Consider the following 14,584-nt stretch of genomic DNA (forward strand, 5'->3'; position numbering starts at 1 on the left):
ACGTTTGCCGCTGTCTGTGGGACAATAGTCGCAGAATTGGACAGACATAGAGAAGGCATGGCGCTCACCCCCACCATCAAGCAGCAAATCGACCAGTGGTATAAGGCGCTGCAACAACATATTCCTGATTTTATCTCCCGGGCTCCACAGCGACAGATGATCGCCGAAGTGGCGAAAACCCTGGCGGGTGAGTACCCGCGTCACGCAGTGATTGAGGCACCTACCGGCGTGGGCAAAACCTTGTCCTACCTGATCCCCGGTATCGCGATTGCGCGCGCAGAGGGCAAGACGCTGGTGATCAGCACCGCCAACATCGCGTTGCAGGATCAGATTGTCACCAAAGACCTGCCTCTGCTGAAAAAATTCATTCCGGAACTTACCTTTACCGCCGCTTTTGGCCGGGCACGTTATCTCTGCCCACGCAATCTGGCGGCGTTGACCTCCGAGACCGCGCAAGGGGATTTACTGGCATTTCTCAGTGATGAACTGGAACCGGCCAGCAAAGAAGAACGCGGGGCGTGTCTCAAGATGGCGAAAGCGTTTCAAGGGTATGAATGGGATGGGATGCGCGACCATTACAGCCTGACGATCGACGATGCGTTATGGCGCAAGGTCAGTACCGATAAAGCCAACTGCCTGGGTAAAAATTGCCACTATTACCGTGACTGCCCGTTTTTTATCGCCCGTCGTGAGATTGAAAATACAGAAGTTGTGGTCAGTAACCATGCCTTGGTGATGGCGGCAATGGAAAGCGATTCGGTGCTGCCTGCTGCGAAAGATCTGCTGTTGGTGCTGGATGAAGGGCATCACGTGCCGGATGTGGCGCGCGATTCGCTGGAAATGGCAGGGGACATTACCCCGGCGTATGTCAAAGCGCAGATGGACACTGTGATCCAACTGGTGGCGACCTGTATGGCGCAGTTCCCGCCAAAATCGCCGCCACGTCTGACGAATCCTGAACGGTTGACGGCGCATATTGAAGAGATGATCGAGCAGAACGCCGCCTTTGTTGCCATGAGTGAGCTGTTTCTCCAGGGGGAAGGGCAAGAAAGTGACTATCGCTTCCCGATGGGGGTGATGCCGGAAGAGATGCGCCAAGTGTGTGTGCGGCTGCATAAGCTAACGGACGGTCTGCGTGGCTTAACCGAATACCTGTCTCACGATCTCGGCGAGAAAACTGGCAAGCACGATGTAGTGCGGGTTCATCAGGCGCTTTTGCGTATGAGTCGCGCCATGGGCTATCTGGAGAGTAAAACGCAACTCTGGCATCTGGCCGCGCTGGAGAAAGTGTCCAATGCGCCGGTGTCCAAATGGCTGCATCGGGAATACCGCGAAGGGCAGTGGCGGCTATCGTTACACTGTGCGGGAATACGCGTCTGTGACCAGCTCGACCGTCTGCTGTGGCGCAATGTCTCGCACGTAGTGCTGACCTCCGCGACCTTACGTTCCCTGAACAGTTACCAGCGCCTAAAAGAACTCTCAGGTCTGGATGAGGAGGAGGGCGATCGTTTTATTACGCTGGATTCACCTTTCAACCACTGTCAGCAAGGCAAGCTGGTGATCCCCAAAATGCACTGTGAACCCTTGTTGGAAAATGAGGTGCCACATATTGCCGAAATGGCGCGTTTTTTCCGCCAATCATTGGCCCAACAGGCGCACAAAGGAATTCTGGTGTTGTTCGCCAGCCAAAGAGCGATGCAGCAGTTTCTCTCTCAGGTCACCGATTTGCGCTTAATGCTGTTGGTGCAAGGGGATCAGCCGCGCTCGCGCTTGATTGCGTTGCACCGCCAACGCGTAGAGGCGGGCGATGTCAGCGTACTCGTTGGTTTGCAATCTTTTGCCGAAGGGCTGGATTTGAAAGGCGAGCTACTGTCGCAAGTGCATATTCACAAGATTGCCTTTCCCCCGATCGACAGCCCGGTGATCCTGACCGAAGGAGAGTGGTTAAAAAGTCAGAAACGCCATCCCTTTGTAGTGCAAAGCCTGCCTGCCGCTTCATTTAACCTGATCCAGCAGGTTGGGCGTTTGATCCGCAGCCATACCTGTTTTGGTGAAATCGTTATCTATGACAGACGCTTGTTGACCAAAGGATACGGTGCGCAGCTGCTGGCGGCGTTGCCGGTTTTTCCCATTGAACAACGCGATGTGCCAGCCTGAGATAAACATGCTATTTTTGCTGAAAGAGATCGACAGTCTTTTTCACGGGGGAACGCATGGACTTTACCACCATCATCAAAGAGATTGGGCGGGGGAAAAATCACGCACGTGATTTGGATCAGGATGCTGCCTACACGCTATATCGTCATATGCTGCAAGGGGATGTGCCCGATCTGGAACTAGGTGGTGTACTGATTGCCTTGCGAATCAAAGGGGAAGGTGAGGCAGAACTGCGTGGTTTCTATCAGGCGGCCAGTGAGCAGGTGTTGCGCTTGCACGCGCCTGACGGTCGCCCTATGCCTATTGTCATCCCTAGCTACAACGGCGCGCGGCGCCAGCCCAATCTGACCCCGTTGCTGGCGTTGTTGCTGGTTAAATTGGGCTTTCCTGTGGTGGTTCACGGCGTTGAAAATGACCCAACGCGGGTAACCAGCGCGGAAATTTTGCAAGCGCTTGGGGTGAAAAGCGTGAGCAGTGCCAAGGCGGCGCAGTCATTGATTGATGAGGGGTTCCCGGTGTTTATTCCGATTTCAGCGCTGAGTCCCGCCTTGGATAAACAGTTGCAACTGCGCTGGCGCATGGGCGTGCGCAACAGCAGCCATACGCTGGCTAAATTGTTGACGCCGTTTGGCGAGCAAGAGGCATTGCGTTTGACCAGCGTCTCTCACCCGGAATACGTCACTCGGCTTAATCAGTTTTTCCTTGATATCGATACCAGAGCGTTGCTGATGCACGGCACGGAAGGTGAGGTCTATGCTAATCCACAACGCTGCCCTGAAATTCACTTCATTCAGGGGCAACACAGCGTAGTGCTGCAACAGCGTCAGGATATTGTTGTGGCACCGGATAAGTTGCCGATTGCCCGTGATGTAGCGACGACTGCGCGTTGGACAGCGCAGTGCCTGGCGGGAGAAATTGCGGTGCCTTATGCCCTGCGTTTGCAACTTGCTTGCTGTCTGGTCGCTGGTGGGATGTCTCCAACGATGGAACAGGCGGTGGCGACCATTAGCAAACGGTTTGGCTAAAATGCCTGCACGTATAATCTGACGTCATCATTTCAAAAGGTAGGATTAAGAAAGCCTTGTTAAGCCTGACTTTCGTGGTAAGTGAGAGCAGCAAAGCGGCTTGATGTTTACTGACAGACGTTTTGAACGACGCTGGGGTCAATGTTAAAAAGGATGCGTATGCAACAGGCTTTGGACTACTTTAATGCCTTGAATCGTGACTATCTCGCTGTGCATCAAGAGAAAGAAGCGTGTTTTTGGCAACACTATATGGGCATTGGTGATGACAGCGCGGCACAGGTATTCTCTGCCGCAGAACGTGCTTATAAACGCTTCATCGCTGAGCCTGAACGTTTGAAACAACTGCGCGCTTATATCTCGGCCCTTGAATCATTGCCAAACCTGGATCAAGACGCACAGGCGGCTGCGTTACTTCATGGTTTGCAGGGGTGGTATCGTTTTTTTGATTGTAATGTGATTGAAGATCCACAAGCACAAGCGCTGATGGATGAGATTATCGCTGCGGAAAGTGCGCTCTATACGCGGCGAAAAGGCTATGAAGTGACTCACCTGAATGCTGACGGCGTCAACGTTTCTGCATCTTTGGGGGAACTGCTCACCAACCAGGCTACCAACGACAATGAGTCTTATCGCCAAAGTTCACAACAGGCTCTGCGCGATGTGGAACAGTGGTTGTTACACCATGGTTTCCCTGAACTGATTACCCTGCGCAACCGTTTTGCCCGGCAGATGGGGTATCGCAATTATTTTGACTATAAAGTGAATAAAACGGAGCGGATGACCCCAGAGCAGTTGTTTGCCATCCTCGACCGTTTTGAAGCGCAAACGCGCGATGCGAATGCACGCAGTCTGGCTGCACTGGCGAGTGAGAAGGGCGACAGTGCGCTGCAACCGTGGAATATTCGTTATGCCAGTTCAGGGGATGTCACCCGTCAACTGGATCCTTACTTTCCTTTCTCGGCCTCGTTAGAACGCTGGATTAACAGCTTTAAGCGGCTGCACATCGGGTTCAACGGTGCAGAGATGCAACTGGACTTGCTGGTGCGCAAAGGCAAGTATGAAAATGGTTTTATGCACGGTCCGGTTCCTCCCTTTGTGCAAGAAGGGCAGTGGCTGCCAGCAAAAATCAATTTCACCAGCCTGGCGAAACCGGATCAAGTGGGCAGCGGTGCTATGGGCATCAATACCTTGTTTCATGAAGGTGGTCATGCGGCGCATTTTGCCAATATTCGTCAAAATGCCCCTTGTTTCTCACAGGAGTTCCCGCCTACATCGATGGCTTATGCGGAAACGCAATCCATGTTTTGCGACAGCCTGCTGCATGACGCCGACTGGCTGAAACGCTATGCGAAGAATCGCCAGGGCGAAGCCCTCTCCGATGCGTTGATCAACGCTGATATTGCTGTGCGTCAACCGATGCGTGCTTTTAACGAGCGCCACATTCTGCTGGTGCCTTACTTTGAATGGCAGCTTTACAGCATGGATGATGATGCACGCACGCCAGCAGCTATTACACAATTAGCGCGTGACATTGAGCAGCGTATTTTAGGTATTGGTGGTAGCCCTCGACCTACCATCGCCATCCCGCATCTGTTATCGATGGAATCAGCCTGTTCCTACCAAGGCTATCTGCTGGCGCTGATGGCGGTAGAGCAGACGCGGCATTTCTTTCTTAAGCGCGATGGTTATCTTACAGATAACCCGGCCATTGGCCCGGATCTGGCACTGCATTACTGGCGTCCTGGCAACAGCGTCAGCCATGATGACACGCTGCGCAGTTTGACCGGGGAAGGGTTCAATCCGGCTTATCTGGCCGAAGCCTGTAATTTGACTGTTGAGCAGGCGTGGCAGCAAGCACAAGCGGCTATTCAGCATGTCGCCCAGCACCCGCAACCGGAGGCTGATGCCGATTTGAATGCCCATATTCGTATTGTCGATGGTACGCGCATATTGGCAGACAACCGGGATGGCGATAGTGCGATGTGTGAAGCGTTTGCGGCGTTCATTGAACGCGAATACCCGTATATAGCGTGAGTCTCTAAACCGGGTGCGTATCTGGCCGGAGCGTAGTAATTTCGGGCGGTAACGTAAGAGATGGTAACAAAGAAAAGGGGAGCCCGGTAAGGTGCTCCCCTTTTTTAGGGCCCTAGTGGGACAGCATCAGGAGACATGCTGCAAGAACTCACGCAACCGCTCACTGGGAGGGTTGGTGATCAGTTCTTCAGGATCGCCATCTTGGGCGATACGGCCTTTATCAATAAAAATCAACCGTGAAGCGACCTTATGAGCAAATCCCACTTCGTGCGTAACGATGACCATGGTCATGCCTTCGTCCGCAAGATCTTTCATTACGGTCAGTACTTCGTGACGTAATTCTGGATCGAGTGCCGAGGTTGGCTCATCAAACAGCATCAGTTTGGGTTTGACGGCAAGTGCACGTGCAATGGCTACGCGTTGCTGTTGACCACCAGAAAGCTCGGAGGGAAAGTGGTGCGCACGTTCCGACAGACCCACTTTCGCCAACAGCTCCAGTGCCAGTTTTTCGGCTTCCGCCTTGCTGGCACCGCGCACGCGAATCGGGCCAAATGCCACATTTTCCAACGCGGTCAGATGCGGGAAAAGATAAAATTGCTGAAACACCATACCCGCTTCCTGACGGATAAGGCGCTCGTCAACTTTAGGATCGTTCACTTTGAGACCGTCGACAATCAGCTCACCGCTGGTAATTTCTTCCAGCTTGTTGATGCAGCGCAGCAGCGTAGACTTACCGGAACCGGAGGGGCCGATAATCACCACCACTTCACCTTGGTTGATATTCAGATTGATGTCATGCAACACCTTTGTCTGACCAAAGTGTTTAGAAACGTTCTTGAATTCAATCATATAATCTTAAGTTTTCTTTCCAACTGACGCAAAACGAAACTCAGCACCAAAGTAATGACAAGGTAGATCACTGCAACCGCACTCCAGATTTCCAGTGCGCGAAAATTACCCGCAATGATTTCTTGCCCGGAACGCGTCAGTTCCGCCACGCCGATAACGATGAACAGCGAGGTATCTTTGATGCTGATGATCCATTGGTTGCCTAATGGCGGTAACATCCGACGCAACGCCAACGGCGCAATCACATGGCGTAGCGTATCGCGTTTTGATAACCCCAGTGCCAAACCCGCCTCACGAAACCCTTTGTGAATCGACAATACCGACCCGCGCGTAATTTCCGCGATATAGGCACCTGAGTTGATCATGATCGTGACCACCGCAGCCGCAAAGGGATCGATACGCACCGACGTCAGGATCATCGGCAAGGCGAAGTAAATAAACATGACTTGTACAACAATCGGTGTACCGCGGATGATCTCAATAAACACCAACGCGATTTTGTTGGAAATCCAACTCCCGTAGACGCGGGCAAAGCCCGCGACAACACCGATAACCAAGCCACCCAGCAGACCCAGCACGGAAATCAGCAAGGTCATTTTTGCCCCTTCTAACAGAAGAGGCAGAGAAGGCCAGATGGCACTCCAATCAAACTGCATGAACGTTCTCCAGACTGATACGGCAATTATTTCGGTTCAGTGCCGAACCATTTTTTATAAATTTCAGCATAGGTGCCGTTGTCACGCAGCGTTTGCAGTGCTGCATTCACTTTTTCACGCAGTTCGCTGCCTTTCGGGAAGGCGACACCGTATTGCTGTGCCTTGATGGAATCACCTACCGCTTTAAACTGACCGTTGCCTGCTGTTTTGATGAAGTACAGGATATTCGGCGTATCATGCAGTACAGCATCGGCACGACCGACACCTAACTCCATGTAGGCATTGTCAATATTCGGGAACTGGCGCAGTTCTTTGGTCTTGATGTTGGCCTTGGCGTAGTCAACCGAACCGGTGCCACTTTTCACTGCCACCACTTTGCCAGCCAGATCCTGCTCACCCTGAATGCTGGTGTTGTCTGATTTTACCATGACCAGCAAGCCGCTGTTGTAATAACCCTCAGAAAAATCGACGGCGCGTTTACGTTCTTCGGTAATGGTGATCCCAGCCAGCGCCAAATCAACGTTGCGGGTTTGCAGGGCAGGAATAATACCTGCGAAATCCATCGGTTTCAGGGTGTATTCCAGTTTCAACTCTTTCGCGATAGCATCCCAGAGATCGATGTCAAAGCCGACGTATTTATCGCCTTGCTTGAACTCAAAAGGAACAAACGCTGTGTCTGTGGCAACGATGAGAGGCTTGTCCGCCGCGTAGCTGGAAACGCTCATGGTCAGCGCCAGCGCTGCCAATGAGGCCTTAAGTAGTGATTTCATCCGATCCTTCCTAATTAGCCGTTTGTGGGAAGCCTGTTTCAAGCAGGCACTACTAATAATAGTATTTAAGGAAAAAGCTGTAGAAACAGAGTGTTATATTTTATAACTCTTTGTTTTTATTCAGTGTCGCCAATGCACGCAAACGTCGCCTCCGGCACGGGACGCCGCTATGAATAACTGATTATGCTGCGAGACACAACCGTTGATTGTGTTTGAAGGGATAAAAGCTAACTTTTTGTACGAATTTTAAGAGGAAAATGTATGAATGGCAGGATAGATAAACCACAAGGGAAAAAGTAAGCCACCACGAACGCTATGCCGCGATGGCCTGATGTTATCTATTTATAGCATGCCACAGTTATTCTGCGATGTTGGCTTCGATAAACCACAGGAATTTATCCAAGTCGCGAGAAGCTGCTGTTAACATATCCGCACTGTCTTCATCGTCTGTTTTCGCAATAGCATTGCGCACTTCATTCGCGACAACGCTGTAACGCTCCGCCAGCGCTTTCAGATGATCCTGTACACTGTGAATATTGGTCGGATAGCTCTTTAGCGAGGTTTCTTTATGAATGACCTGCACCGTACCCAGTGCAACGCCACCCAGTTGTACTACGCGCTCTGCCAACGTATCCAGATGGTCAGTCAGGGCGGTACGAAAGCCGTCCAGCATTTCGTGTACGGCGATGAAATTGGCACCGCGCATGTTCCAGTGGGCTTGCTTGGTGATCAATGACAAATCGATTAAATCGACAACTAACTTGTTCAATAGCTTGATGGTAGACGTTTTGACGTGCTCATCCAGATTATTGCGTGTATAGATGAGGTCGGATGCAGCTGCTTTTACCAATTTAGCCGTAGCCATAAGGTATCTCCTACTGACAAATGAAATAATAATCTGACTGCTCAATGGAGATAACTATAGCAGAGTTCGAAACCGACAATAACAAGGTAATACCTATTATAGAAATTGTCCTTGTATTATGCAGGTGTATGTCTTCTTGATTGATTTTATTATAGAAAGTGCACGTCATTATTACAGTAAATAACGATAATAAATGAGAATTATTTGGCTGTTGTACTAACCTGCGCCTATTAAGATACCGGTGTCATCCTTGATGCGATATATCTGAAGTGGTTCTTCTCTTGCGGTAGCAGGTTGCCTGCAAGAGAAGAAATACGATTGAATTCAGAAAGGCGTGTGTGTCAGCCTTGCGTGCTATCGGTGATGCGTGCTCGTTTTGCCGTGAGGGTCGCGCCGAGGGAAGCGGCGATGATGCAAAACAGCGCTAACCATTGCGTCAGCAACAGGTGCTCTCCGAGAAACAGAATCCCGGATAGGGCTGCTATGGCTGGTTCCATGCTCATCAACGTGCTGAAGGTCTTGGCGGGGAGACGGGTCAGTGCCATCATCTCCAGCGAGTAGGGCAGTGCCGTGGAAAGAATGGCAATGGCGATGCCAAGCGGCAGAATGGCAGGGGAGAGCAATGAGGTATCTGCAAAATAGGCCCCTAATGGGCAAAACACGATGGCCGCAACCAATGAGCCAATTGCCACTGTCGCCGGACCATGGTTAGCGCCAGCGCTTTTTCCAAACACAATATATAACGCCCAGCAGGCACCTGCGCCGATGGCACAGAGTGCGCCTTGCATATCGACGTTGGCAATGTCGTTATCCAGCGGTAAGAGAAACCACATACCGGTTAGTGCCAAAAGAATCCAAAGGAAATCAAGCGCCCGGCGCGACGAGAAAATGGCTACAGCGAGCGGGCCGGTAAATTCGAGGGCGACCGCGACACCCAGTGGAACCGTGCGAATAGAGAGATAAAACAAAAAGTTCATGCCGCCGAGGGTCAGGCCGTACAGTATCAGCGGCAATCGATTCCCTTGAATACGCATGCGCCACGGTTTAAAAACAAGGCATAAAATCAACGCACCAAGCCCAAGGCGCAGCGCTGTGACGCCGGGAGCCCCTATCAGAGGAAATAGGTTTTTCGCTAACGCAGCCCCACTTTGGATGGAAAGCATCGCAATCACGATAAGAAGAACCGGCAGCAGCGTCGAGCCGCGCAAAGCAGAGAAGGTCATCCTTTGGGCCTTGATAAGCAGGGAAGAAGTCACGATGGTGTGGGAATAAATACCCATAAATTAGGGGTATTCCACACTAATCTATTGTAAATGATTTGTCGGCATTGCGCTTACTTTAATTGACTTTTATTTACGATATATTTATTTGCAGTGCGGAATGCATCTCGGTCTGTATATTAACTGAACGCGTAATTAAGATTTTTCTGTATTTTACTGCCGGGTGGAAATTAATTTTGGTTTTGTGGTCATCGTTTTTTAATGATTAAAAATCATAGCCTTATGCGTTTATTGAAAATATTTGTTACATCTATAGGCGGTTTGATAAATATTTAATGCGCAGCACATCAGGTTTTTTTTGTTATATTAATCCTGCTTAAACTTCTTTCATAAGATGAATTCGAGGCAGTATATGAAAAAATTTGCGTGTCTTTCCGCACTGGCTTGCGTATTTGCAGTAAGCGCAGGTTCCGCATTCGCCGGCCAAAGCACCGTATCCGCCGGTTATGCTCAGGGTGATGCCCAGGGCGTGGTGAACAAAGCGAAAGGTTTTAACCTTAAATACCGCTATGAGTTTGACGACAGCCAGGTTGGCGTAATCAGCTCCTTCACCTACCTGGAAGACAGCCAGTCCAACGACGGTTACTACAATAAAGGCCAATACATGGGCTTTACTGCGGGTCCGGCTTACCGTATCAATGATTGGGCAAGCGTCTATGGCGTGATTGGCCTGAGCCACGGTAAATACACTTACAATGCGGCAGACGGTACTGACAACAACCATAACGATGATTATGGTTTCACCTACGGTGCAGGTCTGCAATTCAACCCGATTCAGGACGTTGCCCTGGATGTTGGTTATGAGCAAAGCCGTATCCGTAGCGTCGATGTTGGCACTTGGGCGGTTGGCGTAGGCTACCGTTTCTAAGCGTGTCGCGCGGTCAGAATATCGAGCCTGAACCGCAATATGATGCTCTATAAAAATCCGCCATTATTATGGCGGATTTTTTTTGTCTACGGCACGGAGGGTCGACGAGGGGAGTAATAATTATTATCTTGACGTTAAGGTAATTTGTGCAAAAATACGCACGAAGAACGTAAGCGTTCGTCTGCATTTTTAGTAACGCCATCCTCAGCACGAAGAAAACCATCACAGGATCATTTTATGCCCGTTTCCCCCAGGCACTCACGCCACTTTCTGTTTATCGCCATTCTACTGCTCGGGATAAATCTGCGCCCGATTCTGGCGGTGGTGGGCCCATTGCTTGAACAAATTCAACAGACTACTGGTCTGGACGACAGTCAGGCCGGCCTGTTGACGACGCTGCCTATTCTGGCAATGGGAATTTGTGCGCTTTACGGCGGCTGGTTGCAACGTCACCTAGGGGAGTATCATGGCATTCTGCTCGGCATTACCATCATTACGGTTGCTTGTCTGGTGCGCTTTCCTTGGGATACGCGCATTGGGCTGTTGGTGAGTGCTGCACTCGGCGGGGTAGGCATTGCGCTGATTCAGGCATTAGTACCGTCGTTTATTAAGCGCTTCTTTCTTCAGCGCAGCAGCCTGTTGATGGGGCTTTATACCACGGGGATTATGGCCGGGGCCGCCGTTGCTGCGGCAACGGCCTCGCCGCTGTCGGGTATCACTGGCTGGTCGGGGGCGCTGGCATGTTGGGGGATCGTTGCCTTTATCGCACTGTTGGTCTGGCGCAAAGCGCCGTCTTCACGTGAGGAGCACGAGCAGAATGCGATTTATCGTCCCGCGCCGCACGGGATACAACATTGGGCCTTAATGCTGTTCTTTGGGATAGGGACGGGGGCTTATACACTGGTACTCGCTTGGCTGCCACCCTATTACATGCAGTTAGGGTGGAGTGCCGCGCAAAGTGGCTTTTTGCTGGGGGGATTAACGCTGACTGAGGTGTGTGCCGGGTTGGCCGTTTCCGCAATGATTTCACGCTTTCCCGACCGACGTGTGCTGCTGGTGCCAATACTGGTATTACTGCTGTCAGGCATGATACTGCTGTTGATGGCACCGCTGTCCTTGGCTTTTGTCGCGATGATCCTTCTTGGAATGGGTATCGGGGCGCTGTTTCCTCTTTCGCTAATTGTTGCACTCGACCACGCTACCAATGTGCAAGAAACGGGGCGATTGATGGGCTTTGTTCAAGGCGGAGGTTATATCCTGGCGAGCGTGATGCCGACGCTCGCGGGAGTCATTCGACAGCACACCGAAGGGTTGGAGCAAGCCTGGACGATCATGGCATGGGGAGTTGTTGTGCTTATTGTGATGGCATTTCGCTTTCGGCCATTAAGCGCTCGCAAAACGCTCGGGCGTTAATGTGGTGTCGAGCCAATAACGTCTATCGCGCGTTAAGCGGCGGGAGGTCGGTAGCGCCACAGCCACCGGCCGCTGACCATACGGCGATAATACAACAGGCCGCGCACGATCCAGTCAAAGAACATGCCCATCCACACGCCGATAACGCCAAAACCGAGCCAGATACCGAGGATATAACCCGCTACAATGCGGCATCCCCACATGCTGGCCATGGCTACCCACATGGTATAGCTGGCGTCTTTTGCCCCCTTCAACCCCGCAGGCACTACCCAGGCGGCTGCCCAAAAGGGGGTAAAGAGTGCGTTCAACCACAGCAACTTCTTGGCAACCTCAATAACTTCGGGCTCGTTGGTATACAGTGATGACAGGAAACCTGCCGAAGGGATTGACGATAAGGCGAGGATGCATAAACCGATATTGGAAAGCACAAAAATATACTGTAACTGGCGAATCGACTGAAAAATCTGCCCTTTGCCTAAGCGTGTTCCAACGATGATGGTGGCTGTCGACCCGAGGGCATTGCCGGGTAGGTTGATCAGTGCCGCGATAGAAAAAGCGATAAAATTTCCCGCGATAACTTCTGTGCCCATTCCGGCGACAAACCGTTGTGTGATCAGCTTGCCCAGATTAAACATCACGGATTCCACGCTGGCAGGAACACCGATGCTTAACACTTCATACAGAATCGTGTAGGTGAAAGGCGCAAAATAGGATTTGAAAGGGATGCGCAGTGCACCGTTAAAGCCGTGCATTAACGTAAGAATGACAAACACCGCACCGATATAGCGTGACAGCGTCGTGCCGATACCTGCACCATAGAACCCCAGACCATCCCAGGAAAAAATCCCGTATATCAGCACGCTACTGATCAGAATGTTCAGGATATTCATGCCGATATTGATGAACATCGGTAGCTTGGTATTCCCGGCACCGCGCAGTGCCCCACACCCGACCAAGGCAATCGCCATTGCCGGGTAGCTCCACCCTGTTTGCCGCAGGAACACCAACGCCAACGCTTTGACATGTTGGTCTGCCGATCCGGCGATCAGATTAATAATGGCTTCACCGGCCAATTCAATCAGCAGTACCAACAAAAAGGAGACCAGTACCAGCAAAGACATGGACTGACGCGTTGCTGAACGGGCCTGTTTGCGATTGCGTTGGCCCAGACTGAACGCAACTACGACCGCGGTGCCCAGAGCAACAGCGGTAAAGAAAGCAATGATGAGCATGTTGAAACTGTCGGCCAGGCCCACGGCGGCCATGGATTCCTTGCCCAACCAACTGACAAGAAAGGTGCTGAATACCCCCATCAACACCACGCATAGCCCTTCAATAAAAATGGGCACGGCTAATGGTGTGATCTCGCGCCAGAGCAGAACACGGTTTGAGTGCCGCTTTTTATACCAATCCGTTTGGTGATATCTATTGACTAATCGAGAGAAGTTTTTCATGCACCGCTTTGAAATTATTCTGAATAAGACCAGGTTGCGCAACAGCGACATTGCGATAACGCTACCTGCTGGTGTCATCACGCAAAGCCGCGATAGTGTGTCTTGTTTTACTACTGGAAACGTTGATCTGGCTAATGATCGCCCCCAACAGTACGTCAGATGCAGAAGAAATCTGAAACAGTGGACCGATTTTTAATAGAGTAACAGCCAACCGAAAGATGCTCCAGCCCTGGTCACACTTTTCAGCGAAAACACTTGATTTGTTTTGATAGTAATTTTAGTATTCTCTTAATTAAGTATATTCTAAAATAAGTGATGATGCCAAATACAGTAGGTGAATTGCAGCGGCGTGCCCATGACGCTGCGTTGTTGTTAAAAGCGATGGCGAACGCCAATCGTTTACTGATCCTTTGTATGTTGGTTGAGGGGCAGCAGGTGAGTGCTGGCGTACTTGGGCAGGCTTGCGGCTTGAGTCCTTCTGCCACATCGCAGCATCTGGCGCGTATGCGTTCTGAAGGGCTGGTCATTGCACAGCGCGAAGGCACCACCATCTATTACGCGATTGCTAACCACGATCTGGAACGTATTATCACGACACTCAAAGACATTTACTGTCCTTGAAAGAGAGGAATACCATGGTAACGTTACCCTACCTTTCCCCTATCGAAGCTCGGCAGCGCCAGTCTGACGGGGCGTTGATGGTTGACATTCGCCAGACAGATGAATTCCAGCGTGAGCATATTCCGCAATCACGTCTGTGTTCGCTGGGGGAGCATGCCAATGCATCGCCGGGAATAGCACTACCTGCAAATAAAACGGTTATTTTTTACTGCCTATCGGGAGCGCGTTGCGAACTGCATGCACAACAGATAGCAGCACTCATTCCCGGGCAACGTGCATTTTTGCTGGAAGGGGGGCTCAACGCCTGGAAAAAAGCGGGTTTGCCGGTTGAAGTCGATCGCTCGCAACCGCTGCCTGTCATGCGTCAGGTACAAATTGCTGCCGGCGGGCTGACACTGATAAGCGTTATCTTGGGGTACACGTTGCACCCGGCTTTTTTTAGTGTCGCCGGCTTCATCGGTGCAGGATTGGTGTTTGCCGGTGTCAGCGGATTTTGCGGTATGGCCAGATTACTGATGCACATGCCTTGGAATAAGCGCAGTGGTCTTAATCGCTAAAACAGTGGTCTGGTGCGTTAATCCGGGTGGTTTCA

General features: G+C 51.2%; 13 protein-coding genes. 7 read left to right on the forward strand and 6 right to left on the reverse strand.

What is annotated here, in order from left to right; genetic code table 11:
- The first annotated feature begins 57 nt into the window (after window positions 1–57).
- From dinG to J5224_RS11855, 3 genes are all read left to right on the forward strand, one after another.
- Window positions 58–2,157 (forward strand): ATP-dependent DNA helicase DinG, encoded by a 2,100-nt coding sequence (gene dinG / locus J5224_RS11845; RefSeq protein WP_264625573.1) that lies wholly within the window; start codon window positions 58–60, stop codon window positions 2,155–2,157.
- A gap of 56 nt (window positions 2,158–2,213) precedes the next feature.
- On the forward strand, window positions 2,214–3,182 hold the full coding sequence (ybiB, locus tag J5224_RS11850) for a DNA-binding protein YbiB (RefSeq protein ID WP_264625574.1): 969 nt from the start codon (window positions 2,214–2,216) through the stop codon (window positions 3,180–3,182).
- Window positions 3,183–3,341: 159 nt separating this feature from the next.
- On the forward strand, window positions 3,342–5,216 hold the full coding sequence (locus J5224_RS11855; protein WP_264625575.1) for a M3 family metallopeptidase: 1,875 nt from the start codon (window positions 3,342–3,344) through the stop codon (window positions 5,214–5,216).
- Between the two features lie 126 nt (window positions 5,217–5,342).
- Here the strand turns inward: J5224_RS11855 and glnQ are convergent, their stop codons facing one another.
- The 5 genes from glnQ to rhtA all read right to left on the reverse strand — a co-directional run bounded on the left by glnQ (window position 5,343) and on the right by rhtA (window position 9,579).
- On the reverse strand, window positions 5,343–6,065 hold the full coding sequence (glnQ, locus tag J5224_RS11860; protein WP_264625576.1) for a glutamine ABC transporter ATP-binding protein GlnQ: 723 nt from the start codon (window positions 6,063–6,065) through the stop codon (window positions 5,343–5,345).
- On the reverse strand, window positions 6,062–6,721 hold the full coding sequence (glnP, locus tag J5224_RS11865) for a glutamine ABC transporter permease GlnP (protein ID WP_264625577.1): 660 nt from the start codon (window positions 6,719–6,721) through the stop codon (window positions 6,062–6,064). The genes glnQ and glnP overlap by 4 nt, the downstream gene beginning before the upstream one ends.
- Window positions 6,722–6,747: 26 nt before the next feature.
- A complete protein-coding gene (glnH, locus tag J5224_RS11870; RefSeq protein WP_264625578.1) occupies window positions 6,748–7,491 on the reverse strand; it encodes a glutamine ABC transporter substrate-binding protein GlnH in 744 nt (247 codons plus the stop codon).
- Window positions 7,492–7,849: 358 nt separating this feature from the next.
- Window positions 7,850–8,356, reverse strand: coding sequence for a DNA starvation/stationary phase protection protein Dps (gene dps / locus J5224_RS11875; RefSeq protein ID WP_264625579.1), 507 nt, complete (start codon window positions 8,354–8,356; stop codon window positions 7,850–7,852).
- A gap of 341 nt (window positions 8,357–8,697) precedes the next feature.
- Complete coding sequence (gene rhtA / locus J5224_RS11880; RefSeq protein WP_264625605.1) at window positions 8,698–9,579, reverse strand: threonine/homoserine exporter RhtA; 882 nt, start codon at window positions 9,577–9,579, stop codon at window positions 8,698–8,700.
- A 409-nt stretch (window positions 9,580–9,988) separates the two neighbouring features.
- On the opposite strand from rhtA, the gene ompX reads away from it, so the two are divergent.
- Together ompX and J5224_RS11890 are read left to right on the forward strand one after the other, a co-directional pair.
- The gene (gene ompX, locus J5224_RS11885) at window positions 9,989–10,504 is read left to right on the forward strand and encodes an outer membrane protein OmpX (RefSeq protein WP_264625580.1); all 516 of its coding nucleotides are present in this window, start codon (window positions 9,989–9,991) and stop codon (window positions 10,502–10,504) included.
- Between the two features lie 237 nt (window positions 10,505–10,741).
- Window positions 10,742–11,917 carry an MFS transporter gene (locus J5224_RS11890; protein ID WP_264625581.1) on the forward strand — a complete coding sequence of 392 codons (1,176 nt, stop codon included), beginning with the start codon at window positions 10,742–10,744 and terminating at the stop codon, window positions 11,915–11,917.
- A gap of 32 nt (window positions 11,918–11,949) precedes the next feature.
- Here J5224_RS11890 and J5224_RS11895 read toward each other — a convergent pair whose 3' ends face one another.
- On the reverse strand, window positions 11,950–13,371 hold the full coding sequence (locus J5224_RS11895) for an EmmdR/YeeO family multidrug/toxin efflux MATE transporter (RefSeq protein WP_264625582.1): 1,422 nt from the start codon (window positions 13,369–13,371) through the stop codon (window positions 11,950–11,952).
- A gap of 318 nt (window positions 13,372–13,689) precedes the next feature.
- Here J5224_RS11895 and J5224_RS11900 point away from each other — a divergent pair, with 318 nt between their 5' ends.
- On the forward strand, window positions 13,690–13,992 hold the full coding sequence (locus tag J5224_RS11900) for an ArsR/SmtB family transcription factor (protein ID WP_264625606.1): 303 nt from the start codon (window positions 13,690–13,692) through the stop codon (window positions 13,990–13,992).
- Window positions 13,993–14,006: 14 nt separating this feature from the next.
- The gene (locus J5224_RS11905) at window positions 14,007–14,549 is read left to right on the forward strand and encodes a rhodanese family protein (RefSeq protein ID WP_264625583.1); all 543 of its coding nucleotides are present in this window, start codon (window positions 14,007–14,009) and stop codon (window positions 14,547–14,549) included.
- Window positions 14,550–14,584: the final 35 nt, after the last annotated feature.

It is taken from the genome of Candidatus Symbiopectobacterium sp. NZEC135, assembly GCF_025962695.1.

Coding starts and splice junctions, on each gene's coding strand:
- ybiB (WP_264625574.1), top strand. CDS start 2,214: ATGGACTTTACCACCATCATCAAAGAGATTGGGCGGGGGAAAAATCAC.
- glnH (WP_264625578.1), bottom strand. CDS start 7,491: ATGAAATCACTACTTAAGGCCTCATTGGCAGCGCTGGCGCTGACCATG.
- J5224_RS11900 (WP_264625606.1), top strand. CDS start 13,690: ATGCCAAATACAGTAGGTGAATTGCAGCGGCGTGCCCATGACGCTGCG.
- glnP (WP_264625577.1), bottom strand. CDS start 6,721: ATGCAGTTTGATTGGAGTGCCATCTGGCCTTCTCTGCCTCTTCTGTTA.
- J5224_RS11855 (WP_264625575.1), top strand. CDS start 3,342: ATGCAACAGGCTTTGGACTACTTTAATGCCTTGAATCGTGACTATCTC.
- dps (WP_264625579.1), bottom strand. CDS start 8,356: ATGGCTACGGCTAAATTGGTAAAAGCAGCTGCATCCGACCTCATCTAT.
- ompX (WP_264625580.1), top strand. CDS start 9,989: ATGAAAAAATTTGCGTGTCTTTCCGCACTGGCTTGCGTATTTGCAGTA.
- dinG (WP_264625573.1), top strand. CDS start 58: ATGGCGCTCACCCCCACCATCAAGCAGCAAATCGACCAGTGGTATAAG.
- glnQ (WP_264625576.1), bottom strand. CDS start 6,065: ATGATTGAATTCAAGAACGTTTCTAAACACTTTGGTCAGACAAAGGTG.
- J5224_RS11905 (WP_264625583.1), top strand. CDS start 14,007: ATGGTAACGTTACCCTACCTTTCCCCTATCGAAGCTCGGCAGCGCCAG.
- J5224_RS11895 (WP_264625582.1), bottom strand. CDS start 13,371: ATGAAAAACTTCTCTCGATTAGTCAATAGATATCACCAAACGGATTGG.
- rhtA (WP_264625605.1), bottom strand. CDS start 9,579: ATGACCTTCTCTGCTTTGCGCGGCTCGACGCTGCTGCCGGTTCTTCTT.
- J5224_RS11890 (WP_264625581.1), top strand. CDS start 10,742: ATGCCCGTTTCCCCCAGGCACTCACGCCACTTTCTGTTTATCGCCATT.